The sequence below is a fragment of the Staphylococcus taiwanensis genome, from assembly GCA_020544305.1.
GTDB lineage: Bacteria > Bacillota > Bacilli > Staphylococcales > Staphylococcaceae > Staphylococcus > Staphylococcus taiwanensis.
On the sequence record CP058667.1, the window covers coordinates 674,648 to 701,192 of the forward strand.

The following is a 26,545-nucleotide window of genomic DNA, read 5'->3' on the forward strand; positions in this document are numbered from 1 at the left end:
TAAGTGAATTGGGATTATTTTTTATCAAAACTGAACATTTTTAGTTTAAATGTTTGGAAAAAGGATGGATTTAAATTGTCTGATATAGAAATAACTGACAAACGTATTGTAAATACAATGAATAATATCAAAAATGGCATGATTAGATTATTACAAAAAAAGCAATTCGATAAAATTACAATTAAGGATATTTGTATAGAAAGTGGCATTAGTAGAACAACATTTTACGCCCACTATAAAGATAAAAATGACTTTATTTTTAGTTATCAAAATTCACTTTTAAAAAAAGGAAAAAAAGAAATTTTAAAAAAAGAATTTCCTAATCAACATGTATTTATTGAAACAATTATTCAATATTGGTTAGATGAAGGTAAATTAATATTACTATTACTAGGCGATGACAGTGCTCAGACAGCACATCTACAAATGAAGAAGATATTACAATATAATGTTGAATTAAAATTGGTGCCTATATTGAATACAAAGACTTTAACGACTAAGGAAAAATATTTTTTACTTATATTTATGAGTAATGCGATATTTGGTATTTTACAAGATTGGGTGAAGCGAGGTTGTATCGAAACACCTAAAGAAATAGCTTCAATTATGAATAAACTATTTACAACAGCATTTAAATAACATTGTAAAATCAGCGGGGACAGTGAAATCTGTCCCATTTTTTCATATTTATATAACATTATATTTACAAAAAATGGGAAGAGAAGAACTAGATAGAATAAATAAGTTTAAAGATACTTTTAACATTGCATAGCCAAAAAGATCTTCAAAAAATAAAAATATTTCAAATTCGAGGTTTTTTACTTGTAATTATGAGTTAGTTGTTTTATTATACTAAGTATAATAATTATACAAACTATAAAACTTCTTCTTAGTGATGTAGTTTCATAATTTAAAAAATGGAGGTATGTAAACATGGCTAATTTTAATTTAGATCCAGTACATTCAGGAGTAAACTTTTCTATTCAACACTTAGTAGTATCAAACGTTAAAGGACGTTTTAATGAATTTGACGCTAACATCACAGGTGATTTCAATGATTTAAGTTCATTACAAGGTACATTTACAGTACAAGCAAATTCAATCGACACTAAAGTAGGTGATCGTGATAATCATCTTAAAAGCGCTGATTTCTTAGATGTTGAAAAATATCCAGAAATTAAATTTGAAATTACAAAAGTTGATGAAAAATCAGTAACTGGTAATTTAACTATGAAAGATCAAACACATGAAGAAACATTTGATTTAGATTACAAAGGCATTAGTTTAAATCCATTAAATGGTAAAAATACTGCTGGTTTAGTTATTACTGGTGAACTTAACCGTGAAAAATATGGAATTACATTCAATCAACAACTAGAAACTGGTGGTTTCTTATTAGGTAAAGATTTAAATGTTGAATTCGATTTAGAATTCCCAATTGAAGACTAATCATAAATAATAGTCGCCATTCGATATATCACACACTCCCTTCAATTCAAGCATTGATGAAATGTTGAATTTGAGGGGAGTTTTTCTTAGTATTTTTTAATGAAAATGTTAAATCTATTTGGCTAACTTGAAGACATTTAATTATATTTTTGTATTTAAAATAAATAACTGTTAAATTCATAGAGAGTATTTTAAAAAAGTAACTAGGGGGATATATATGTCAATTCAGATAAAAGATAATAAAATCATATTTACTAGAACGTTTGACGCACCAATAAAAGATGTTTTTGACGCTTATACTACGAAATCACTATTTGAACAATGGTTCCATCCTCAAGGTGGACAAACAAAGGTTTATCGTTTTAATCCAGTTGCCGGTGGTGACGCTTTCTTTGCGATAGAAATGCCAGAACAAACAAGTTATACATTGACAGAGTATAAACGGGTGGATAAACCTAATCATGTTGAATACTTTGATTTCTTTGCCACGTCTCAAGGTGAAAAAGATACGACGTTACCTGGTATGCAAATTTTCATGGATTTCACTTCAGAATCAGAACAACGCACGAGTGTAACATCAACTTCCGTCTTTCCTTCGAAAGATGCCGCTCAACAAGCACTTGATATGGGCGTTGAAGCGGGTATGAATTCTACGTTAGACCAACTTGAAAAATTATTAAAACGAAAATAGTCATAAGGATGTCAATTTTTGGGAAATAATTTAAGATATAATGAAGGTGAAAAGAGGTTGATAAAATGAAATCAAGATATTTAAAAGTATTAGTATTATTTTCATTTAGTACTTTAATACCTTCATTATTATTAAATTCAAAATGTATCGGTAGTTCTACGATTAAATACATTTTAAGAACAGTCTTAGGATACGGTATCTTTGCCTGTGGCTTACGTTATTTATCTAAATTTAAACGAATGCAGTAAATATACTGTGAATGAGACAGAAATCTTTGAGCAATTTTAGATTTCTGTCTCTTTTTATGAGCAATTTTAAAATAAACGCTATGATTGTAGAACTTATCAATATATAATTGGGAAGTAATTTTTACTAGTTATAGGGGGAGCGTAAATGTTGAAGAACAACAAAACGATTGATGACACGCATGCTACGCGACATATTGTTGAAGCGGCTGTAGATCAAGTACAAACCAAAGAGATTATGGCTACTCAAACACCTGGACGTTATGCTTTAAAAGCCATAATGTCAGGATTTTTATTAGCTATTGTGACTGTATTTATGTTAGCTATTAAAACACAGTTTGCAGGAACAAATGAAGGCTTAGTTAATTTATTAGGTGCGATTGCATTTAGTTTGGCTTTAGCATTAATTGTATTGACTAATTCTGAATTATTAACAAGTAATTTTATGTATTTAACCGTAGGCTGGTATTATAAAGCAATATCGATTAATAAAATGTTATTTATTTTCTTATTTTGCTTTATCGGTAATATAATTGGGGGCTTCATTTTATTCTTTTTAATGAAAGGTACTCACATTATGACACCTGAAATGATTGCTAGTCTAAGTAAAACGGTACATATGAAAACAGTAGAATCTACATGGTTAAATATACTAGTTAAAGGTATTTTCTGTAATTTCTTTATTAATATTGGCATTTTTGTTTCTATGCTATTTAAAGAAGGCTTAGCAAAAGCATTCTTTATTGCAGCAGGTGTAATAGTGTTCGTATTTATGGGTTATGAACACGTTGTTTTTAATGCTGGATTGTATGCAGGAATGATGTTTTACAATATAGATGCATTGTCATGGTTAGATGTTGCAAAAAATATCGTTTTCGCTTTAATAGGTAACTACATTGGTGGTGGCATCTTTGTAGGGATGGTATATGCATATCTTAATGGCACACGTGATAGTTTGAAATCTAAATAATAAGATAAGAAGGTTGCGTTATCGTCACGAAATGTGAGTTGATAGCACAACCTTTTTTCTTTATGAAAAGTAAAATAACATTAGTATAAGAGTTGACTAAACATTAGTTAAAACATATCATTTTAATCAACATTATAAATTTCAATGAACTCATTTTCAAAAATAAAATAGTCCATTATAAAGGGGATGAAACATTTGGTAGCGAATATATTAGTGGCGCATGGCATGAGAAAAGGTGATCAAAATAAAGCGTTAGGGGAATTCTTAGACCGTTTACTTAGTGATGAAACGTATGAATATGAACTCGCGTTTATTGAAAGTGAAGAAAAGAGTATCGAAAATACAATAGGTCGTTTAATTAAGCAAGGTGAAACAAAGTTTAAAGTTGTACCCCTATTAATCTTTTCAGCAATGCATTATATCGTTGATGTTCCTGAAATTCTAGAACGTATCAAAAAAGAACATTCAGAAATAAGTTATGAGATTAGTGAGCCACTTGGAACACATGACTATATGGTTGATTTAGTTGAAAAACGTATTCAAGATGTTGAAATTACTTCACCCTCTAATTATGCGATTGTATTAATTGCCCATGGCAGTTTCTCATATACGAAAGCGCATGATGAGTTGAAGGAATTTAGTGAAAAAATGAATCAGCCAGTACCTATTTATTGTCGTACGTTGTATGGTGATATTACTTTTAGAAATGATTTAGATCAACTTTCGCAAGACTATGATGAACTGATTGTGGTGCCGATGTTCTTATACGATGGACGACTTGTGAATAAGGTAAAACGACTTATTTCAGAAATGGAGATTAAGGGGACACTTCATATTACACCGTCTATTAATTTCGACAATATTTTGAAGGAAATTATCAGTGAACGTTTAAATCAATTAACATTCGAATAGCATCTAAAAAGCTGAGGCACAATGGTGTTTCAGCTCTTTTTTATTATGATAGTAGATTATTAGGTTAACCATTTGAAAATGTATGGTCGCTATATTGAAAAAACGCATATAGAGTTCCTTGCAATCAATGATAATGCGCATAAATAAACGTTGAATTAAGCTTCAGTATACTATTTGCCTAGGCTATATCGGACATAAGGGAATTCCCCGATTTTACATCAATTTGTGAAATTCATCACATTATGAAGGAAATTTGTTATAGAATAGCAGTGAAGAAATCAATGTTGAATTTCAAACATTTAATAATAACGGATATTGCAAATAGAAAATAAGTAAATTTTAAGTGATAAAAGGGGCATATTTTATGACTAAACAAAAGCTAGTAATGATTGGAAACGGCATGGCAGGTTTAAGAACAATCGAAGAAATACTTGAACGTTCAGACACTCAATTTGATATTACAATTATTGGTAAAGAACCTTATCCAAATTATAACAGAATTATGTTGTCCAATATTTTACAAAAGAAAATGACTGTTGAAGAAACAATCATGAATCCATATGAATGGTATGAAGAAAATAACATTCAGTTAATTGTTAACGATCCAGTTGAAACAGTTGATCGTTCCGCTCAAACGGTAACAACTTCAAAAGGTATTGAAGTTAAATACGATATCTGTATTTTTGCAACTGGTTCAAGTGCATTTGTATTACCAATACCTGGTTCTGATTTACCAAGTGTGATTGGTTGGAGAACAATCGAAGATACTGAACGTATGATTGACATCGCTAAAACGAAAAAAAGAGCAGTCGTAATTGGTGGTGGATTGTTAGGACTTGAATGTGCAAGAGGTCTTATGGACCAAGGTATGGAAGTTACTGTATTACACTTAGCAGAATGGCTAATGGAAATGCAGTTAGACCGTAAAGCGGGTGGTATGCTTAAAGCAGATTTAGAACGCCAGGGTATGAATATCGAATTACAAGCAAACTCTAAAGAAATTATCGGTAAAGATGATGTTGAAGCGATTAAATTGGCAGATGGAAGAGTGATTGAAACAGATTTAGTCGTTATGGCAGTAGGTATTCGTCCATTCACACAAGTTGCACTTGATGCAGGCCTAGAAGTGAATAGAGGTATCGTCGTTAATGATTATTTACAAACATCAGATCCAAATATTTACGCTGTCGGTGAATGTTCAGAACATAATGGCAAAGTATATGGTTTAGTTGCACCGCTTTATGAACAAGGTAAAGTGTTAGCTGACTACTTAACTGGTAAAGAAACAGAAGGCTACAAAGGTTCTACAACGTTCACTTCATTAAAAGTATCTGGGTGTGATTTATACAGTGCAGGACAAATTGTTGAAAATGATAATGTACATGGCATTGAAATTTTCAATAGTGTAGATAACATTTACAAAAAAGTGTATTTAAGTGATGGTCAAGTTGTTGGAGCTGTGTTGTACGGTGATACTGACGATGGTTCAAGATTTTATAACATGATGAAAAAACATGAATCTTTAGAAGACTATACATTAGTTTCATTATTATACAAAGGCGGAGAAGAAGCGGTAACATCAATCGCTGATATGCCAGATGATGAAACGATTTGTGGTTGTAATGGTGTTGACAAAGGTACGATCGTGAATGCAATTACTACGAAAGGTCTAACGTCTGTTGATGAAGTAACAAAAGCAACAAAAGCAGGTAACTCATGTGGTAAATGTAAAGGTCAAATCGGTGAGTTATTACAATGCACATTAGGTGATGACTTTGTAGCAGCAAAACCAACTGGTATTTGTGCATGTACAGACTTAACACGTGATCAAATTGTTACGCAAATCAGAGCTAAAGGCCTTAAAACATCTAAAGAAGTGCGTCATGTACTCGATTTCAAAGATAAAAATGGTTGCCCTAAATGTCGACCAGCAATTAACTACTATTTAAATATGGTATATCCGCATGATCACCAAGATGAAAAAGAATCACGATTCGCAAATGAACGTTACCATGCTAATATTCAAAATGATGGTACATTCTCTGTTATTCCACAAATGCGTGGTGGCGTAACAGATGCTGATCAATTGATTAGATTAGGCGAAGTTGCTAAAAAATACAACGTACCTTTAGTTAAAGTAACAGGTTCACAACGTGTTGGTTTATACGGATTGAAAAAAGAAGAATTACCTCAAGTTTGGAAAGATTTAGGTATGCGTTCAGCATCAGCCTATGGTAAGAAAACACGTTCTGTTAAAAGTTGTGTCGGTAAAGAATTCTGTCGATTTGGTACACAATATACTACACGCTTAGGTATTCGTTTAGAAAAAACATTTGAATACATCGACACACCACATAAATTTAAAATGGGTGTATCTGGTTGCCCACGTAGTTGTGTTGAATCTGGTGTTAAAGATTTTGGTGTTATCTCAGTAGAAAATGGATATCAAATTTATATTGGCGGTAACGGAGGTACAGACGTTACTGTAGGTAAATTGTTAACGACTGTTGAAACAGAAGATGATGTTATCCAATTATGTGGTGCATTAATGCAATATTATCGTGAAACAGGTATTTACGCAGAAAGAACTGCACCTTGGTTAAATCGTTTAGGCTTTGAAAACGTCAAAGAAGTGTTATTAGATCCTGAACGTCAAAAAGAATTATTTGATAGAATTATGGATGCTAAAAAAGCGATTGATGGACATGGCGAACCTTGGGAAGCAATCGTTGAAGATAAAGAAGCTCAAAAAATCTTTGAAGTTGAGAGGGTGTAAACGATGAAATCTATGGAAAAAGTTAAAGTTACGACATTAGAAGAATTAACACCATTAATTGGTAAAAAAGTAATTGTTGATGGTAAAGAAATTGGCATTTTCTTAACTGAAAGTGGAGACATTCATGCAATTAATAATATTTGTCCTCATAAACAAGGGCCTTTATCAGAAGGAACAGTGAGTGGTGACTATGTTTATTGCCCACTACATGATCAAAAAATCGATTTGAGAAGTGGCGAAGTACAAGAACCAGATACGGGGTGTGTGGAAACATATCAAGTTGAAGTCATCGATGGAGACGTTTATGTATGTCTATAAATGAGAAAGCAAAGGTATATTTGATTGGTGCGGGTCCTGGTAATCCGAACCTTTTAACTAAAAAAGCAGAGCGATGCATTAAGAAAGCAGACGTTATTCTGTATGATCGTTTAGTAAACCCGCTTATACTTCAATATGCACCAGCTGATGCTGAAATCATTGATGTAGGGAAAAAACCTTATGCGAAACATATTCAGCAAGACGAGATTAATTTGAAAATCGTTGAGGCCGCAAAAAAGTATCAAACGGTAATACGTCTTAAAGGTGGCGATCCAGCGATATTTGGTCGTGTTACTGAAGAAGTAAATACTTTAAAAGACTATGGCATTAACTATGAAATTATTCCTGGTGTCACGTCAGCGAGTGCTGCTGTTGCAACAATGGACTTAGGTTTGACAATGAGAGCAGTAGCATCAAGTGTTACATTTTCGACAGGTCATTTCAAAGATTCAATCAATCAAGAAACGGATATTCGTAATCTCATTAATGGTGGTACGTTAGCTATTTATATGGGAATTAAACGATTGGGCCGTATCATAGAACAAATCAAAGCATATACTATGGAAGATTATTCGATTGCAATTGTCTTTAATGCAACGTGCTATAACCAACGGGTTGTTATTGGTAAATTAAGCACGATTGAACAGCAATTACAGCATCTTAACTTAGAAGGTGAGCCAGGTATCTGTATATTAGGTGACATTGTCAATCACATTGATAAAAATGAAGTAATGGTACAAGAACATGAGAGTAATGAAGATGACACAATATACGTTATCCATGGCTCAAAAGAGGACGCTTTGTTAAAAGCTGAAGAATTAGCTGAAATAGGCCATCGTTGCTTATTGCATATTGATGAAAGTTACCATCCATCACAACAGCAACTCTATAAACAAATGATTCATAACAATAAAATTAAATATATCCATTTATAAGTCATCTCTATGAAGCTGGACAATGAATTCGTCATGAATTATGTCCGGCTTTTTTCTTTTTCAGGGATTCCGCTACACAAATTAGGACATTCCCTAATACCTAATGCATGTGAAAAAATGTACAATCAAATTAAGTTAAATAGTTAACGGCAGAACGAACTAAGCTTATTACCTTTTACGGTAGGAGGATTCATATAGATGGGAAAATTTGGATTAAACTTTTTCAAACCAACTGAAAAATTTAATGGAAACTGGTCAGTGCTTGAGAGCAAAAGTAGAGAATGGGAAAAAATGTATCGTGAAAGATGGAGTCACGATAAAGTAGTTCGAACAACGCACGGTGTTAACTGTACAGGATCATGTTCATGGAGAGTATTTGTTAAAAATGGTGTTATCACTTGGGAGAACCAACAAATTGATTACCCAAGTTGTGGACCAGATATGCCAGAATTTGAACCTCGTGGTTGTCCTCGTGGTGCTTCATTTTCTTGGTACGAATATAGTCCACTTCGTGTGAAATATCCATACATTAGAGGAAAATTATTAGATTTATGGAATACTGCGTTAGAAGAAAATAATGGAAATCGTATTGCTGCATGGGCATCTATTATTGAAGATGAAGACAAAGCTAAGGCATATAAACAAGCGCGTGGTAAAGGTGGTCATGTTCGTGCTAACTGGAAAGATGTAACTGATATCATTGCAGCACAAATTCTTTATACCATTAAAAAGGATGGCCCAGATAGAATAGCTGGATTCACTCCAATTCCAGCAATGTCAATGATAAGTTATGCTGCAGGTGCAAGATTTATTAACTTACTTGGTGGAGAAATGTTAAGTTTCTATGATTGGTATGCCGATTTACCACCTGCATCACCTCAAATTTGGGGTGAACAAACGGATGTACCTGAATCAAGTGACTGGTACAATGCTTCGTACATTATTATGTGGGGGTCAAATGTACCACTTACACGTACACCTGATGCCCATTTTATGACAGAAGTGAGATACAAAGGTACAAAAGTTGTGTCTGTAGCGCCAGACTATGCAGAAAATGTTAAATTTGCGGATAACTGGTTAGCACCTAATCCTGGTACAGATGCAGCAGTAGCACAAGCGATGACACATGTTATTTTACAAGAATACTATCAAGATAATCCTAGTGATATGTTCATCAACTATTCAAAACAATATTCAGATATGCCTTTCGTCATTATGTTAGACGAAGATGACAATGGTTATAAAGCAGGACGTTTTTTACGTGCAAGTGATTTAGGTATGGATAGTGAAAATAGTGAATGGAAACCGGTCATTCACGATATGAATAGCCATCAATTTGTAGTACCAAATGGCACAATGGGCCAACGTTGGGAAGAAGGCAAAAAATGGAACTTGAAATTAGAAAATGAAGATGGTTCTAAAATTGATCCGGCAATGTCTATGGCAGATGAAGATTATGAACTTAAAACAATACAATTTCCTTACTTTGATAGTCAAGGAGACGGCATCTTTGAAAGACCGATTGCAGCTAGAAAAGTCACATTAGCGAATGGCAAGGAAGTATATGTTGCGACAGTATATGACTTGATGACAAGTCAATACGGTATTAAACGATTTAACCATGAATTAGAAGCAACATCTTATGATGATGCAGAATCAAAATATACACCAGCATGGCAACAACGTGTAACAGGCATTAAACCAGAATTAGTTACACAAGTAGCAAGAGAGTTTGCGCAAAATGCCATCGATACAAAAGGACGCTCAATGATTATCATGGGCGCTGGTATTAACCACTGGTTCAACTCTGATACGATTTATCGCGCTATTTTAAATCTAGTTCTGCTATGTGGCTGTCAAGGTGTTAACGGAGGTGGATGGGCACACTACGTTGGACAAGAAAAATGTCGCCCAATTGAAGGTTGGAATACAGTAGCCTTTGCAAAAGACTGGCAAGGACCACCACGTTTACAAAATGGTACAAGTTGGTTCTATTTTGCAACCGACCAATGGAAATACGAAGAATCGAATGTTGATAAATTAAAATCACCGCTCGCTAATAATATTAAGCACCAACATCCAGCTGATTATAATGTTACAGCTGCTAGATTAGGTTGGTTACCATCATACCCTCAATTTAATAAAAATAGTTTGTTATTTGGAGAAGAAGCCAAAGATGCGGGTGATGATTCTAATGAAGCCATTTTAAATAGAGCAATCGAATCTGTGAAAAATAAAGAAACACAATTTGCGATTGAAGACCCAGATTTAAGAAAGAACCATCCAAAAACATTATTTGTTTGGCGTTCAAATTTAATTTCAAGTTCTGCTAAAGGACAAGAATACTTTATGAAACATTTATTAGGTACACGTTCAGGATTAATGGCTGAACCTAATGAAGAAGATAAACCAGAAGAAATTCAATGGCGTGAAGATACAGAAGGTAAATTAGATTTACTAGTATCGTTGGATTTCAGAATGACTGCGACACCATTGTACTCAGATATCGTCTTACCAGCAGCTACATGGTATGAAAAACATGACTTATCATCAACAGACATGCATCCATTCATTCATCCATTTAATCCAGCTATTGATCCATTATGGGAATCACGTTCAGACTGGGATATTTATAAAACATTAAGTAAAGCTGTTTCTGAGATGACAAAAGATTACTTACCTGGAACATTTAAAGATGTTGTAACGACACCACTTGGCCATGATTCTAAACAAGAGTTGGGTTCTGAATACGGTATCGTTAAAGATTGGTCTAAAGGTGAAGTTGAGGCTGTTCCAGGTAAAACAATGCCAAATTTCGTAGTTGTAGAAAGAGATTATACTAAAATTTACGATAAATATGTGACTTTAGGTCCACTTCTTGAAAAAGCAAAAGTGGGTGCACATGGCGTAAGCTTTAGTGTTAAAGACGAATATGAAGAACTTAAAAGTATGGTAGGTACTTGGAATGATGAAAATACTGAATCAGTCAGAAATAATCGTCCACGTATCGATACAGCCAGAAAAGTTGCAGATGCCATCTTGAATATATCTTCAGCGACAAATGGCAAATTATCACAAAAATCATATGAAGATTTAGAAAATCAAACAGGCATGGAATTGAAAGATATTTCAAAAGAACGCGCATCAGAGAAGATTTCATTCTTAAACATTACGTCACAACCACGTGAAGTGATACCAACAGCTGTGTTCCCTGGTTCAAATAAAAATGGACGTAGATATTCACCATTCACAACAAATATAGAGCGACTTGTACCATTTAGAACGTTAACAGGTAGACAAAGTTATTATATCGATCACGAAGTGTTCCAACAATTTGGGGAAAGCTTACCAGTATATAAACCAACGTTACCACCAATGGTATTTGGTACGAGAGATAAGCAAGTTAAAGGTGGACAAGATGCGTTAGTATTACGTTATTTAACACCACATGGAAAATGGAATATTCACTCAACATATCAAGATAATGAACGTATGTTGACATTATTTAGAGGTGGCCCAGTTGTTTGGTTATCAAATGAAGATGCAGAAGAACATGGCATTAATGATAATGATTGGTTAGAAGTGTACAACAGAAACGGTGTTGTTACTGCAAGAGCTGTTACATCACACCGTATGCCTAGAGGAACTATGTTTATGTACCATGCACAAGATAAACATATTGAAACACCAGGATCAGAAATAACAGATACACGTGGCGGTTCACACAACGCACCAACAAGAATTCATTTAAAACCTACACAGCTTGTAGGTGGATATGCTCAAATTAGTTATCACTTTAACTATTATGGACCAATTGGAAATCAACGTGACGTATATGTAGCAGTAAGAAAGATGAAGGAGGTCAATTGGCTTGAAGATTAAAGCGCAAATTGCAATGGTGTTAAATTTAGATAAATGCATTGGTTGCCACACTTGCAGTGTAACATGTAAAAACACTTGGACGAACCGTCCAGGTGCGGAATACATGTGGTTCAACAACGTAGAAACTAAACCAGGTGTTGGATATCCGAAACGATGGGAAGACCAAGAACACTATAAAGGTGGATGGGTCTTAAATAAAAAAGGAAAATTAGAACTTAAATCTGGTAGTCGTTGGACTAAAATTGCGTTAGGTAAAATCTTTTACAATCCAGATATGCCACTTATTAAAGATTATTATGAACCATGGACTTATAATTATGAACATTTAACTACTGCTAAAGAAGGCAAACATTCACCAGTTGCAAAAGCACATTCACTTATCTCAGGTGAAAAACTTAACCTTGAGTGGGGACCTAACTGGGAAGATGATTTAGCAGGTGCACACATTACTGGTCCTGAAGATCCTAATATTCAAAAAATCGAAGAAGATATTAAGTTCCAATTCGATGAAACGTTCATGATGTATTTACCTCGTTTATGTGAACATTGTTTAAATCCTAGTTGTGTCGCTTCATGTCCATCTGGTGCAATGTATAAACGTGACGAAGACGGTATCGTTTTAGTTGACCAAGATGCATGTCGTGGTTGGCGTTATTGTATGACAGGATGTCCATATAAAAAAGTTTACTTCAACTGGAAAACAAATAAAGCAGAGAAATGTACATTCTGTTTCCCAAGAATTGAAGCGGGATTACCAACAGTTTGTTCTGAAACATGTACAGGTAGAATGAGATATTTAGGTGTACTATTATATGATGCTGACAGAGTACATGAAGCTGCTTCAGCTGAAAACGAACAAGATTTATATGAAAAACAATTAGACATTTTCTTAAATCCGTTTGATGAAGCAGTGATTGAGCAAGCTGAAAAAGATGGCATTAGTTATGAATGGATTGAAGCAGCGCAAAATTCACCAGTGTATAAATTAGCTATTGAATATAAATTAGCGTTTCCTTTACACCCAGAGTTCAGAACAATGCCAATGGTTTGGTATTGTCCACCATTGAGCCCGATCATGAGCTATTTCGAAGGAAAAAATGCTGGTCAAAATCCAGATATGATCTTCCCAGCAATTGAAGAAATGCGTTTACCAATCGAATACTTAGCTAATCTATTTACAGCTGGTGATGTTCAACCTGTTAAAGAATCACTACAAAAAATGGCAATGATGAGAAGTTACATGCGTTCACAAGTCACAGGTAAAGATTTTGATACATCTAAACTCGAGAGACTTGGATTATCTGAAATTCAAACTAAAGATATGTATCGATTATTAGGTTTGGCTAAATATGAAGATCGCTTCGTGGTACCAACTTCTCATAAAGAAACATATTTAGATACGTATCATGCACAAGGTAGTCAAGGCTATGGTGGCGAGTACTTTGGAGACAATTGTGAAGGTTGTGGCGTACCCGTAGGTTCAGGAAAAACAGGACAAGAAATTTATAATGATAATTTCTATGGAGGTATTTTCCGTGATTAATTTACAACAATTTCAATATTATCAAGAAAGTTTTGGTTACATTGCGCAGCAACTTAATTTTCCTGAAAAATTGACGTTCCATCCAAAAACATTTGAAGAAACGATTGAGCCATCACATCCTGGTTATGAGGATTTAGTACAATATAGAGATATCATGCATCAATTCACGTTATCAGAAATTAAAGCGATTTATACTGATACATTTGATTTCAATAAAAAATCACCACTATATATGACTTATAATAAATTTGATACGCAAAAAGAACGAGGTCAAATGCTAGCGAAATTGAAAGTATTGTATGAAATGTTTGGCTTAAAAATGGTAGATAATGAGTTATCAGATTATCTACCATTGATGTTACAGTTTTTGCATGTAGCAACATGGGAAAACGATCCACGTGCAGAAGGAAATATTGAATTGGTTATTATGATTATTGAAGATGGCACTTATGAGATGGCCAATCAACTAGCTCAGGACAATAACCCTTATGCTTATGTGATTCGAGCACTTAGAAATACATTAAAAGCGTGCTTAGAAATGCCAAATGAGGTGACATCTCATGCTTAATCAATTTTTATGGATTATCTTTCCTTATCTATGTGTTGCTATTTTTATCGTGGGTCATCTAGCACGCTACAAGTATGATCAATTTTCATGGACAGCGAAATCAAGTGAATTAATAGAAAAGAAACAGCTTAAATGGGGAAGTTTATTGTTTCATTTAGGTATTATTCCTGTATTCTTTGGTCACGTAGTTGGTTTAGCAATTCCAGCAAAATGGATAGATGGACTAGGTGTGAGTGAAGAAATGTACCATTTCGGAGCTGTTTATATCGGTAGTATCTTTGGTATAATGACTTTTATTGGCATGTTTCTTTTAACAGCGAGACGTATTACTATAAAAAATGTAAGAAGGTTAAGTTCAGCATCAGATATTTTTGTCAATTTTTTATTAATTTTAATTATTTTCATGGGCTGTTATTCAACTTTAGTAACGAATGCTTTAGTAAGTGATTTTGATTATCGACAAACAATTTCGATATGGTTTAGACATCTCTTCACTTTCTCACCCAATGCGAGTTTAATGACTGACGTACCGCTATCATTTAAAATTCATATTCTACTTGGATTTACAATTTTAGCATGTTGGCCATTTACCCGTTTGGTACATGTGTGGAGTGTTCCTTTATCTTATACGAACAGAAGATATATTGTTTATCGTAAACATAAAACACGTTCATGATGATGGAAGGGGAAATACGCGTGCCTAGTGAATCTTTATTTAAAGTGCAAGATTTTCAAGATGAATTAGATCGTTTGCGAATCAGTGAAGGATATGACTTTGCTGGTGTAGCACTATACGAACATAATACTACTTTGTCTCCTATTAAATGGCGCTATGTATCTGGAAATTTAAATAATCGATACAAAATGATAGTTCTGAGAAAAGGCCGTGGGCTAGCTGGTATGGTAATGAAAACAGCTAAGCGCATGATTATTGATAACGTATCAAAAAACTTATCACCAGAAGAAAAGATTAAGTATCCTATCTTAATCAGTGAAAATTTAACAGCTGTCATTGCCATACCGTTATGTCTCAATCAACAAGTATCAGGTGTTTTATTATTAGGACAACGTGATAATAAGCCATTGCCTAATCACGAAACGTTATCGATTCATGGTAAACTGTGGACATTCACAGAAGAAATGTAGGTGATACATGTGCTAAATATTCAAGATGAAACGTTAGAGTATTTACTCAAAAAATATTATGACAAAACAAATGAGAAAATTGTTTTTGTAAATAAAGATAGCAAAATTATTGCAATGAACAAAGCAGCACAAGAAATTATTTCAATTGATAATAATTATGCAGCTATGACAGATGCTATCTGTAGACGTTGTGAAGGATATTCCAATGAATTTGCTTTACAAAGTTGTATCAATTGTTATTTAGATACATCAACACCGAATGACACTAATTTTCAAGTTTTTATGAAAACAATTAAGAATGGTGTGCAGCCTTTTACGGCTTCATATCAATGTATCGACGAAACGGAAAAAATTTATGCGTTTACACTACAAGATATTTCGCCTCAAATTGAACGTCAAGAAAAGATGTACCAACGACAGATGTTACGAAAAACAATATCTGCACAGGAAAATGAAAGAAAACGTATCTCTAGAGAATTACATGATAGTGTGGTCCAGGAAATGTTGAATATTGATGTTGAGTTGAGATTGTTAAAATATCAACAAGAAATGTCACAACTCGTAGAAAAATCAGAGCACATCGAACGATTAATGTCGAACTTAATCAATGATATTCGTAATTTATCAGTAGAATTAAGACCCTCATCTTTAGACGATTTAGGGTTAGAAGCTGCATTTAAGTCTTATTTCAAACAGTTTGAAGAAAATTATGGCTTGGCAATAACATATCAATCGAATATTAGGGATAAGCGATTTGATAATGAAATTGAAACTGTAGTCTATCGTGTCGTACAAGAAGCAATTTTTAATGCGCTAAAGTATGCTGGCGTAAGTTCAATCGAAGTATCTGTTCATCAGACTGGGGATAATTTAATTGCAGAAATTATTGATAGAGGAGAAGGATTTGACCCTAAATTAAAGCCTCAAGGTACTGGTTTAGGATTATATGGGATGAATGAAAGGGCAGAATTAGTTAAAGGAAAAGTGGATATCGAGACACACATAGGAAAAGGAACAATTGTTACATTAGAAATACCACTTTAAAGTATGTTAGGGGAATTTAAATTGAGAATTGTAATTGCAGACGATCATGCAGTTGTAAGAACTGGATTTTCAATGATTTTAAATTTCCAGGAAGACATGGAAGTCGTTGCAACTGCTGCCGATGGGGTAGAAGCCTATCAAAAAGTAATGGAATATAAACCCGATGTTTTGATCATGGATTTGAGTATGCCACCAGGTGAATCTGGTTTAATTGCCACAAGTAAAATTGTAGAAAGTTTTCCAGAAACAAAAATTTTAATATTAACGATGTATGATGATGAAGAATATTTATTCCATGTACTTCGTAATGGTGCTAAAGGCTATATTTTGAAAAATTCACCAGATGAACAACTATTACTTGCGATACGCACAGTCTATAAAGGCGAAACTTATGTCGATATGAAATTAACAACGTCACTTGTAAACGAATTTGTGAACAACTCTAACGTTGATGAAGCATCAACTAATGATCCATTTAAAATATTGTCTAAACGTGAGTTAGAAATATTACCGTTAATAGCAAAAGGTTATGGTAATAAAGATATAGCTGAAAAGTTGTTTGTATCGGTTAAAACAGTCGAAGCACATAAAACGCATATCATGACTAAACTAGATTTAAAGACGAAACCAGAGTTAGTAGAATACGCGCTAAAAAAGAAATTATTAGATTTTTAACTATTAAATTAATAAATAATATGCAGACTTTAGAACCATAAAGAAGCTTAAAATAAGTGCTTTCTTTATGGTGTTTTTTTAAATTTAAAATGATAAAAATATAGGGGGATTCCTAGTAAGTATAAGGGAAATTCCTTATGTTCATTTTTTCACAAATTAACTAGAATTTAAATGTAATCAGTAATGTGATTGAAATATATAATTTTTGACCTCTTTATATAACAGTTACTGATAAAGAAAATATAATGATGAAGGTGAAAAAATGAATAAGACAAAAGGTGGGTTTCAGCTTACATTACAAACGTTGAGTCTTGTAGTTGGTTTTATGGCATGGAGTATTATATCTCCATTAATGCCATACATATCACAGGATATCAAAGTTAATCCAGGGCAATTATCAATTATTTTAGCTATCCCTGTAATACTAGGCTCAATCTTACGAGTACCATTTGGATATTTAACAAATATTGTAGGAGCAAAATGGGTATTCTTTTGTAGCTTTATTGTATTATTATTTCCTATTTTCTTTTTAGGACAAGCACAAACACCTGGAATGTTAATGTTATCAGGATTCTTCTTGGGTGTTGGAGGCGCAATATTCTCAGTAGGTGTGACGTCTGTACCTAAATATTTCTCAAAAGATAAAGTAGGACTTGCTAATGGGATTTATGGCATGGGTAATATTGGTACAGCAGTGTCATCTTTCTTAGCACCACCAATTGCCGGTATTATAGGTTGGCAAACAACAGTTAGAAGCTATTTAATTATCATCGCAATTTTTGCAGTCTTAATGTTTATACTTGGTGATAAAAATGAACCAAAAGTGAAAGTACCATTAGTATCACAATTTAAAAAATTATCATCAAATTATAAATTATATTATTTAAGTTTATGGTACTTCATTACCTTTGGGGCTTTTGTAGCATTTGGATTATTTTTACCTAACTATTTAGTAAATAACTTTGGTATTGATAAAGTGGATGCAGGTATTCGATCTGGTATATTTATTGCATTAGCAACATTCTTAAGACCAATAGGTGGCATACTAGGGGATAAATTTAATGCAGTGAAAGTATTAATGATCGATTTTAGCGTTATGATTATCGGCGCAGTGCTATTAGGTATTTCTAGCCATATTGCTTTATTTACAATTGGTTGTTTAACAATTAGTGTCTGTGCAGGTATCGGTAATGGATTAGTCTTCAAATTAGTTCCATCATACTTTGCAGAAGAATCAGGTGCTGCGAATGGTATTGTTTCTATGATGGGCGGATTAGGTGGCTTTTTCCCACCATTAGTAATTACCTACATCACAGGATTAACTGGTTCTAGCCATCTAGCATTTATCTTATTAGCCATCTTTGGTATTTTAGCATTTATTACTATGGCACATTTGTATAAAAAAGAATATGCAAAATAATTAAAAAAGAGCAAGCTAGACATTGAACTTTCAAGCTAGCTTGCTTTATTATATTTAAAAATAAATAAATTATTCTACTGTAATTGTTGTAGTATGGTCTTGTGCACTTACTTCCTTAGGTAAAACAACCACTAAGATTCCATCTTCATATGTTGCTTTAATTTGTGATTTATCAATATCATCAAATTCGAAGTGTCTAACTAATTCACCACTTGAACGTTCACTTAATTGAACTTTACCAGTTTGTTCAGAAACTTGCTTTTGAACTCTAACTGTTAAAGTATGATGCTCAAAACTTAATTCAATTTCTGATTTTTTAACACCAGGTAATTCTGCTTCAAGCACATATTGGCTAGATTGATTGTAGATATTAGTTGGGAAACTTTTTGATGAGAATTGATTAAATACTTGCTCTCCTAAATCGCGAAATACGTCTTTTGGATTATTCTTGAAAAATGATTGATCAAAAAACTCTCTATTATTCATACTATAATCTCTCCTTTAAATAAAGTGAATGTCATAGCTGTTAAGTGAAAATTTTCAATTATATTATATTAATAGAGTACCATTGCGTAAAGTAAAAGCAATTATAAAGCATTTAAAAAATGTGGATATAAAAAAGAACATGACAAAAGATTAATTATGTATAATGCTGTTTATATGAAAATATTGAATGATGTGTAGTGCTTTTGTCATGTTTATTTATTACTCAGTAGTATAGTCAAAGTTATTTGAAATAACATGTTTTAAGCTTTGGATGAGGTTATTAACTTCGTCTTTTGGAATATCGAAGTCATCAAATACTTGGTCAGAAATAGATTCAAGTGTTGGCTTAATGTTGATGCCATTTTCAGTTAAAGAGATTTGTAAATTTCTTTCATCTTCTTTTTCACGCATACGTTGCACATAGCCTTTTTTCTCTAATTTCTTTAAGAGAGGTGTAAGGGTACCTGAATCTAAAAAGACACGTCGCCCAAGTGATTTTATATTTATTTTTTCATCGTTTTCGATGGCCATAATAACCATTAAGCTTGTAAATGTTAAATCATGCTCTTTTAAGTATGAAGTATATTTTTTAATAACTTCTTTTGAAGATACATATAATAAAAAGCATAATTGATTACTTAAATAACTGTCCTTTACATACATATTTATCCACCCTTAACTTATTTAAAGATAGTATGAACTAAAACTATTGTCAAGCCTGATATCACAGTATTTTGTGGACTTTTAAAGAGTTTTAGAATTAGTTTGAGAGTACGTCGACACATGGTGCAAATGTGTTGATTTATTTTGAATTAGAGATAAATTTTTAAGGACATTTTGTTACAAAAAATAATTAACACTTTAAAAAAATTAGGATATCATTCATAATAATTTAGATAATAAATTTACGACATATGACAATGAGACTAGGTTAGTAACAAAGGAGCTTTTAAATGAGCAACAAGCAGAAAATTATTAGAATATGTATTATTTTGGCTATTTCATTAGTTGTGGCTATCATTTTCTTCTTTGGTATGAAGACATATCAAGGACATAGAAATATTAAAATGGTGGATAGCTATATAGAACAAAAGCATTTGCGTAATCATATAAAATCTGAAAAAACATTATATAGTGCTAAAAAAGGTGTTTATTATAAAGAAGTTGTCTTCAAAGATGAACCAAACATGACTTATGTGATTCAACCAATTGGTACACGTCAGGGTATTTTTTCAGAAGGCTTCGATACTGAAACTAAAAAAAGTATCAAAGGTGCGAAACATAACTACTTTAACCAAAGTTTTAAACCTTAATATTAAGCAATAAGCTGTATTTAGATGTGCGCAGCATATCTTTGTACAGTTTTTTTATTCTAATTTTAACCATTGCAGCTTAATCTAATAGTATCAAAATTAATAGTATTAAAAATTTTATATCCCTATTTTGAATTATCTGATATAATTAAGCGATGTCAGATGAAGGGGGTTCCAACATGACTCTGTTCAAGAGAAAAATTAGCTTGCCAATGCAAGTTTTGATTGCTTTGGTGCTAGGTGTAGTTGTAGGTTTATTATTATTTGGGCAAGATAATGTAGCAAATTATATTAAACCTTTCGGTGACATTTTCTTAAACTTAATTAAAATGATCATCATTCCAATTGTATTCTGTGCTTTAGCGCTATCAATTTCGAATTTAGGGGACTCAAAGAAAATTGGTAGTTACGGATGGAAAGCAATACTTTACTTTGAAATTATAACAACAATCGCTATAGGTTTAGGTCTTATTATTGGTAACTTGTTCAAACCAGGTGCTGGTTTAGATCCATCAAAATTACCTAAGGGCGATATTTCTAAATATCAATCTTCTGCTTCAGCAGCAGAACAATCTACATATGGAAATCACTTTATTGATACCATTGTAAACATAGTACCAACAAATATATTTGAAGCTTTAACGAAAGGTGAATTATTACCAATCATCTTCTTTGCGGTATTCTTTGGATTAGGATTAGCTGCAATAGGGGAAAAAGCTGACCCAGTTAAAGGTTTTCTTAATGGTACATTAGAAGCAGTATTCTGGATGATTAATAAAATCTTAAAATTAGCACCAATTGGTGTATTTGCATTTATCTGTACAACTGTAATGACATTTGGTGCTTCTGCACTTATCCCATTAGCCAAATTAGTCCTTGTAGTAGTATTTGCTATGGTATTCTTCATCATCGTTGTTTTAGGTATCGTTGCTAGAATTTGCGGAATCAGTATTTTCTCAATTATCAAAATATTAAAAGATGAATTATTGCTGGCATTCTCAACGTCAAGCTCAGAAGCAGTATTGCCTATTATGATGAGTAAAATGGAAAAATTTGGTGCACCAAGAGATGTTACGTCATTTGTTATACCTATCGGTTATTCATTTAACTTAGACGGTTCAGCCCTATACCAATCAATTGCAGCGTTATTCGTTGCACAAATGTATGGTATCCATTTATCTATTTCAGAACAAATTGTTCTAATGGTAACATTAATGGTTGCGTCTAAAGGTATGGCAGGTGTTCCAGGCGTTTCAATCGTAGTATTGCTTACGACTTTAGGAGCAATGGGCTTACCGGCTCAAGGTCTTGCATTAATCATCGGTGTTGACCGTTTATTAGACATGGTTCGTACATGTGTCAACGTTGTTGGTAATGCGTTATCAGCTGTAGTCATCTCTAAATGGGAGAGAGTTTACGATAAAGACAAAGGTAAAAAATATTTAGAATCAATTTAAAATAGAAATCTGACATTTTTTGTACCGAGCTTATAAAGTTCGGTACTTTTTTATTGAGAATGAACATAATTAAAAGCAGGGTAGAAATCGATTTACATTGAAATGATTTCTATCCTGCTTATATTTACACTTACATACCTTTCATATCATGCATTTTATGAATTTTCATCATAAGACCATGTGGTACATCATCGTGTTTTACTTTAGATACTCTTGAAAATTTGTCAGAGCCTTTTTCTTTCACTAAGAATACAAAATCGCCTTTCTTAACTTTAGCATTTGTATCTGAAGGTAATTCAACATTTTTTTCAACTTTTTCAGTTTGTTCGTTCACCATTTTATCAATGGTATGACTATTTTTCATATAACCATAATATGTTTCTTTTTGACCACCTGTCATCATCATGATGACTAAAACGATACATGCGATTAACATAATCGCAATTAAAGCAATACCGATGCCTAAACCTTTTTTGTTTTTCATAAAGAAACTCCTTTAAAAGTACTATCTCTTTTATACAAAAATTAGTATTAAATTGCAATAAAATACTAAAATATAATAAATTGAATTGTGTCCAAATTTTGTGCGACGACTTCATACTAAAATATATACAAATAAAAACACTGTCAACGTGGGCTAAGGCTTAAGTTGACAGTGTAAAATGATGAGTTGTTATCTGTTATAACGAACATGAGTGATTTAAACTTCGATAGTTACCGGTGTATCAATATCATCATCATTCATTAATGTAATAGTTTTAGGAACTACTTTAAGTACACAAAGATTTGGATCTTCTTTAGAGTCGAAGAATGTTTTATCTTGCGTTTCCCATAACCAATCAATCACTTTTTGGTCTTCTACAATTTCAATTGTCGATTCAATTTCTACAAAGCTATTATTCGTTGTTTCATTGTAGCCTAATAAGATATACGCATTAGGATTATTTTTAATTTCATCTACTTTAGTAGTTTTATTACTTGTTTTAGTATATAGTGTTAAATCGTCATTATAAAAGACCATGTATCTACTATTTGGTTTATTATTATAAGCAGTTGATAATACACCAACTTTAGAAGTGTCTAAAACTTTTTCAATTGCTTGAGTGGCTTGCTGTTTATCCAAACTTATCATCTCCTTAATAATTATATAGCCCAATCACGAAATAACTAAACTAAATATAAAATGAGAATTAAGTAGGCTTGATACAAATATATTTCACTTCATCATGTTTCAAAGTAATTTGAAACGGTAAAGCATCTTTTTCTTGGATGAATAACTCAGTTTTAGGATGATTACATTTGTCTATCTTTTCAATGATCTCTTTTTCAATGTATACAGGTAACTTGTCTTGTGGTAGTAAATTTTGTATTGAACCATGCTCGTTATTTAATGTATCCACGATAAATAAAGTATTCTCTTTAAATTCATTTTCAAAAAGATAGTGTTGCTTACTATCAGATAAATAGCGATCATTAATCTTATTAAACAAGATGAAATGATAGTTACCATCCTTAATACACATCACATAATTATTAGAAATGTAAATCGATTCTTCCATAAAAGGAGATATAAATCGGTATAAATGCATTATTGGTAATAAACTACCATGATGGTTAAATAAAGAGATATACATAGGATTTGTCTCAATAAGTTGATAGCACACACCGCCACCGTATTTAATTAATTGAGTTAAATGACATACTATATCTGATAATTGTAGAGCGTTAGCACCATTATTTGTATATTTGAAGCATTTTAATGATAAGCTTCGATATACGAATTGCGTAGATGGGATGTTGGAATCATTAATGAAACGTAAATAATTTTCAAAATGTGTTGAAGCTTGGGTAAATCCACGTTGCTTATCAATTAATACACTTTTCGTATTAATGTTTTCAATATCTACAAAATAGAAGTCGAAATTCATGCGATTCATCATGTCATACGTATCTTGCAGTGAATCCTTTTGACGTATCAAACCGTCTATGATTAATCCGTACTTGATGAATTTATTTTTATTTTTCAATTTAAGATGTGACAGATGTATATCTTGAATTGACATTGTTTCTGTGTCAAACACTAACATGAATTTTAATCTCTTTTTATGCCATTTATAATCTCTATTGTTCTGTAAAAAGAGCATAATCAGTTTATAAATAGCTTCAAATTCTGATTTATATTTAATTGTAACTGCTAGTCTAATATCTTTTTCAAATAACTTTTCAAAACAACGATTTAATAAATTGAAATTAATCTGTTGGTTACTAATGTTACTCGCATCATTAATTAATATTGCAGGTCTAGGCAAGTAAGATAAATCAATATCATAATAATCGTTGAATACAAATTGAAACAATTCATTTATATCTTGAAAATCAACAAAAGCAGTTGAAAATTGTGCTTTATCTTGCAACTCAACGTTGTCTAATTTGACATTCGTTGTTTCAGCAGTGAGTTGATCCGTAAATTCAAAATGAGAAATTAAATTCAAAAATTGTGGACTGATAGATTCTGTAAGTCGAATAACTGGCAATGGTTCCATCTGATTTAATTTTGAACGAAATTGTTTTGGGCTAACATAAAGGTATTTTTTAAATTGATTTGTAAAATTAGTATGGCTACTAAATCCAGATAGCTCAGAAATTGAAGTTATCGAGTCATTTGTTGTTAATAATAACTTTAGTGCGTGATTAATTTTTAAGCTCGTATAGAAATCTTTGAAATTGACATTTAAAAAGCGACCAAATAAATTTGAACAATATGATTCGGAAATTAATGCATGTTGAGCGATATCTTGCAGGGAAATATTGGCAGTTATATTTTCATTAATAAAAAGGACAATGTTAGATAACAATTGATAATTAATTGTCATCTTAGGTATATAAGATGAAGAAGTTCTAACGACGGCTTCTTTATAAAGTGTGCGAATAATCTTTGAAACTGCTTCATTGTCTGGTGTTTCATTATTTATGAAACTGGAAATTCTTTGCAGAATTAGAGATTTAATAAAATGATTGGATTGCAATAAATGACGGTCGAAAAAACAATTAAAGAAATCACTATCTTCTAAATAAAAGTAGGCTATAGGTATTTTTAGTTCAATGAGATGATGAGAATCATCAATATTAAATAAGTCACCCTGATTAATAATAGCAATATGATTGTATAATTCTTTTGTGACACCGTTGATAGTGATAGTTAATTCATTAGTTAGTGAAAAATATAAGATAACATAGTTAATGTTTCGAGTCGGTGTAGTGGTAAAACGATTATATAATTGTAGGTTGCTACTCATACGTGTTTATCTCCTGTAAATTTTTATTTCATAAATATAATATTTTGAGTGATGAATGAATAATAAGAGCTATTATAAATTAAATGAGCGAAAAAATTAATAGTCGAAAATAAAAAAATTTTGCGTATTTTTAATGAAAGCGATAAAAATTTTCTCAGTTATACAACATAATAAAAAAATTGAAAATATAGCGTTACTAATTTGAAAAGTTTTAATAGCGTAGGGCAATTAAATTCAGTGCATAATAAATATAGATTTCAAGTGCAACTCATTTAAATCATAAAGAGCCAAAGTGTACACATTAAAGTTGTCTTTATGATGATTAACAAAGCTAGAAATCTAAATTTAATTCTGTATAAACAACTACGAATAACATCGCAAAGAATTTAAACATCAAGAAAACGTTAATTAAAAACTAAGTTTCAAGACATCTGTCAGAGCAAAAGAGTGACTTAACAAATGTAAACTTCAATTATTCTTACTTATCAACTGACTATGGAAACATTTAGATTCAACATCAAGATTCCCAACACCATAAAATCATATCCCATGTCGGTTAAATTATTAAATCTTAATAACATCATGATCAGTCAATCTAATAGAATTCTTAATTAGATAAGTAATGAAATATAGTCAGACATCACTTCCTAGAAGCGCCATACATCATAGATAAAGAATATGCATTTGTCACTAATGAAAGGTATTAACAGTAGCTAAACTATGTATATATAGAGCACTCCCCCAATTCCTAAATTTTTTAAATCCAAAGTGTAAACAGTATTATTATCTATTATCTCTAAATATACTTTTTTAATGACGTGGTAAGCATCAAGAATACAATTCTTTAACAGAAAACAGAATTAATATAAGCAATGGGACAGAAAAATTGATTTCTGTCCCATTTTTATTTAAATATCTACTAAAACGTTTAGCTTTTATTTAATATGGTAGAATTTTGCAAATAGGTAATCTTATATTTGTCAGCCAGCGTTTTTAAAAAATATAATAATTCATCACTTTGACAACTATCGTTTATAAAAGCTTCTTTTAATGTTTCTGATTGAGATTTTTCATTATTAGTTGCAACTTTTTTAAAATATCCCCACATATGATCATAAGCGTTGATCATCGTTCCTTTAGTAGGTTGTGTATTTAAGGCTTCACATATTGCATGCTGCACTTCCGATAGAGAAGGAGATTGCTTGAGTAATACTCTGATATCATTATAATGTTGTTGACTATGAAATAAGACATTATATTTTTCTTCACGCCATAATTTTTCAATATATCCTCGTTCTTTCATTAGCTACCACCTCAAATATCGAATCATATTTATATTAACATTTCCCGAAGTGCATCATTTACAATCTATTTTCACATCAAAAATAGTAGAAGTGAAAATTCATAAAAGGATATTGC

25 protein-coding genes are annotated in these 26,545 nt (G+C 32.1%); 19 read left to right on the forward strand and 6 right to left on the reverse strand.

Annotation, left to right across the window (positions count from 1 at the left end; all coding sequences use genetic code 11):
- The first annotated feature begins 117 nt into the window (after positions 1 to 117).
- The 17 genes from HYI43_03035 to HYI43_03115 all read left to right on the forward strand — a co-directional run bounded on the left by HYI43_03035 (position 118) and on the right by HYI43_03115 (position 18,574).
- A complete protein-coding gene (locus HYI43_03035) occupies positions 118 to 639 on the forward strand; it encodes a TetR/AcrR family transcriptional regulator C-terminal domain-containing protein (protein ID UDI79259.1) in 522 nt (173 codons plus the stop codon).
- A gap of 294 nt (positions 640 to 933) precedes the next feature.
- A complete protein-coding gene (locus HYI43_03040; protein ID UDI77573.1) occupies positions 934 to 1,449 on the forward strand; it encodes a YceI family protein in 516 nt (171 codons plus the stop codon).
- 217 nt (positions 1,450 to 1,666) lie between these two features.
- On the forward strand, positions 1,667 to 2,140 hold the full coding sequence (locus HYI43_03045) for an SRPBCC domain-containing protein (GenBank protein UDI77574.1): 474 nt from the start codon (positions 1,667 to 1,669) through the stop codon (positions 2,138 to 2,140).
- Between the two features lie 65 nt (positions 2,141 to 2,205).
- A complete protein-coding gene (locus tag HYI43_03050) occupies positions 2,206 to 2,388 on the forward strand; it encodes a hypothetical protein (GenBank protein ID UDI77575.1) in 183 nt (60 codons plus the stop codon).
- A 145-nt stretch (positions 2,389 to 2,533) separates the two neighbouring features.
- Positions 2,534 to 3,355, forward strand: a complete 822-nt coding sequence (locus tag HYI43_03055) for a formate/nitrite transporter family protein (GenBank protein ID UDI77576.1) — start codon at positions 2,534 to 2,536, stop codon at positions 3,353 to 3,355.
- A 195-nt stretch (positions 3,356 to 3,550) separates the two neighbouring features.
- A complete protein-coding gene (locus HYI43_03060; GenBank protein UDI77577.1) occupies positions 3,551 to 4,267 on the forward strand; it encodes a sirohydrochlorin chelatase in 717 nt (238 codons plus the stop codon).
- A gap of 364 nt (positions 4,268 to 4,631) precedes the next feature.
- Positions 4,632 to 7,043, forward strand: a complete 2,412-nt coding sequence (locus HYI43_03065; GenBank protein ID UDI77578.1) for an NAD(P)/FAD-dependent oxidoreductase — start codon at positions 4,632 to 4,634, stop codon at positions 7,041 to 7,043.
- Between the two features lie 3 nt (positions 7,044 to 7,046).
- On the forward strand, positions 7,047 to 7,361 hold the full coding sequence (gene nirD / locus HYI43_03070; GenBank protein UDI77579.1) for a nitrite reductase small subunit NirD: 315 nt from the start codon (positions 7,047 to 7,049) through the stop codon (positions 7,359 to 7,361).
- Complete coding sequence (gene cobA, locus HYI43_03075) at positions 7,352 to 8,296, forward strand: uroporphyrinogen-III C-methyltransferase (protein UDI77580.1); 945 nt, start codon at positions 7,352 to 7,354, stop codon at positions 8,294 to 8,296. Before nirD ends, cobA begins: the two co-directional genes overlap by 10 nt.
- A 198-nt stretch (positions 8,297 to 8,494) precedes the next feature.
- Positions 8,495 to 12,178 carry a nitrate reductase subunit alpha gene (locus tag HYI43_03080; protein UDI77581.1) on the forward strand — a complete coding sequence of 1,228 codons (3,684 nt, stop codon included), beginning with the start codon at positions 8,495 to 8,497 and terminating at the stop codon, positions 12,176 to 12,178.
- Positions 12,168 to 13,721: a nitrate reductase subunit beta gene (narH, locus tag HYI43_03085; GenBank protein ID UDI77582.1), complete on the forward strand. Its 1,554-nt coding sequence runs from the start codon at positions 12,168 to 12,170 to the stop codon at positions 13,719 to 13,721. Before HYI43_03080 ends, narH begins: the two co-directional genes overlap by 11 nt.
- Entirely contained in the window at positions 13,714 to 14,289 is a 576-nt protein-coding gene (gene narJ, locus HYI43_03090) for a nitrate reductase molybdenum cofactor assembly chaperone (protein UDI77583.1), read from the forward strand. The genes narH and narJ overlap by 8 nt, the downstream gene beginning before the upstream one ends.
- Entirely contained in the window at positions 14,282 to 14,965 is a 684-nt protein-coding gene (gene narI, locus HYI43_03095; protein UDI77584.1) for a respiratory nitrate reductase subunit gamma, read from the forward strand. Before narJ ends, narI begins: the two co-directional genes overlap by 8 nt.
- A 2-nt stretch (positions 14,966 to 14,967) precedes the next feature.
- A complete protein-coding gene (locus HYI43_03100) occupies positions 14,968 to 15,435 on the forward strand; it encodes a GAF domain-containing protein (GenBank protein UDI79260.1) in 468 nt (155 codons plus the stop codon).
- A gap of 9 nt (positions 15,436 to 15,444) precedes the next feature.
- Entirely contained in the window at positions 15,445 to 16,479 is a 1,035-nt protein-coding gene (locus HYI43_03105) for a sensor histidine kinase (protein ID UDI77585.1), read from the forward strand.
- 21 nt (positions 16,480 to 16,500) lie between these two features.
- Complete coding sequence (locus HYI43_03110) at positions 16,501 to 17,154, forward strand: response regulator transcription factor (protein UDI77586.1); 654 nt, start codon at positions 16,501 to 16,503, stop codon at positions 17,152 to 17,154.
- 262 nt (positions 17,155 to 17,416) lie between these two features.
- Positions 17,417 to 18,574 carry a NarK/NasA family nitrate transporter gene (locus HYI43_03115; GenBank protein ID UDI77587.1) on the forward strand — a complete coding sequence of 386 codons (1,158 nt, stop codon included), beginning with the start codon at positions 17,417 to 17,419 and terminating at the stop codon, positions 18,572 to 18,574.
- Between the two features lie 69 nt (positions 18,575 to 18,643).
- Here the strand turns inward: HYI43_03115 and HYI43_03120 are convergent, their stop codons facing one another.
- Complete coding sequence (locus HYI43_03120) at positions 18,644 to 19,060, reverse strand: Hsp20 family protein (protein ID UDI77588.1); 417 nt, start codon at positions 19,058 to 19,060, stop codon at positions 18,644 to 18,646.
- A 219-nt stretch (positions 19,061 to 19,279) separates the two neighbouring features.
- The gene (locus HYI43_03125) at positions 19,280 to 19,723 is read right to left on the reverse strand and encodes a MarR family transcriptional regulator (GenBank protein ID UDI77589.1); all 444 of its coding nucleotides are present in this window, start codon (positions 19,721 to 19,723) and stop codon (positions 19,280 to 19,282) included.
- Positions 19,724 to 20,013: 290 nt separating this feature from the next.
- Between HYI43_03125 and HYI43_03130 the strand changes: the two genes are divergently transcribed.
- Positions 20,014 to 20,373 carry a DUF3139 domain-containing protein gene (locus HYI43_03130; protein UDI77590.1) on the forward strand — a complete coding sequence of 120 codons (360 nt, stop codon included), beginning with the start codon at positions 20,014 to 20,016 and terminating at the stop codon, positions 20,371 to 20,373.
- 179 nt (positions 20,374 to 20,552) lie between these two features.
- The gene (locus tag HYI43_03135; protein ID UDI77591.1) at positions 20,553 to 21,830 is read left to right on the forward strand and encodes a cation:dicarboxylase symporter family transporter; all 1,278 of its coding nucleotides are present in this window, start codon (positions 20,553 to 20,555) and stop codon (positions 21,828 to 21,830) included.
- A gap of 130 nt (positions 21,831 to 21,960) precedes the next feature.
- Here HYI43_03135 and HYI43_03140 read toward each other — a convergent pair whose 3' ends face one another.
- From HYI43_03140 to HYI43_03155, 4 genes are all read right to left on the reverse strand, one after another.
- Positions 21,961 to 22,314: a DUF4889 domain-containing protein gene (locus HYI43_03140; protein UDI77592.1), complete on the reverse strand. Its 354-nt coding sequence runs from the start codon at positions 22,312 to 22,314 to the stop codon at positions 21,961 to 21,963.
- Positions 22,315 to 22,530: 216 nt separating this feature from the next.
- On the reverse strand, positions 22,531 to 22,953 hold the full coding sequence (locus HYI43_03145) for a pyridoxamine 5'-phosphate oxidase family protein (protein ID UDI77593.1): 423 nt from the start codon (positions 22,951 to 22,953) through the stop codon (positions 22,531 to 22,533).
- A 67-nt stretch (positions 22,954 to 23,020) separates the two neighbouring features.
- Positions 23,021 to 25,126, reverse strand: a complete 2,106-nt coding sequence (rsp, locus tag HYI43_03150) for an AraC family transcriptional regulator Rsp (protein UDI77594.1) — start codon at positions 25,124 to 25,126, stop codon at positions 23,021 to 23,023.
- A gap of 928 nt (positions 25,127 to 26,054) precedes the next feature.
- Complete coding sequence (locus HYI43_03155; GenBank protein UDI77595.1) at positions 26,055 to 26,429, reverse strand: YbgA family protein; 375 nt, start codon at positions 26,427 to 26,429, stop codon at positions 26,055 to 26,057.
- Positions 26,430 to 26,545 lie beyond the last annotated feature (116 nt).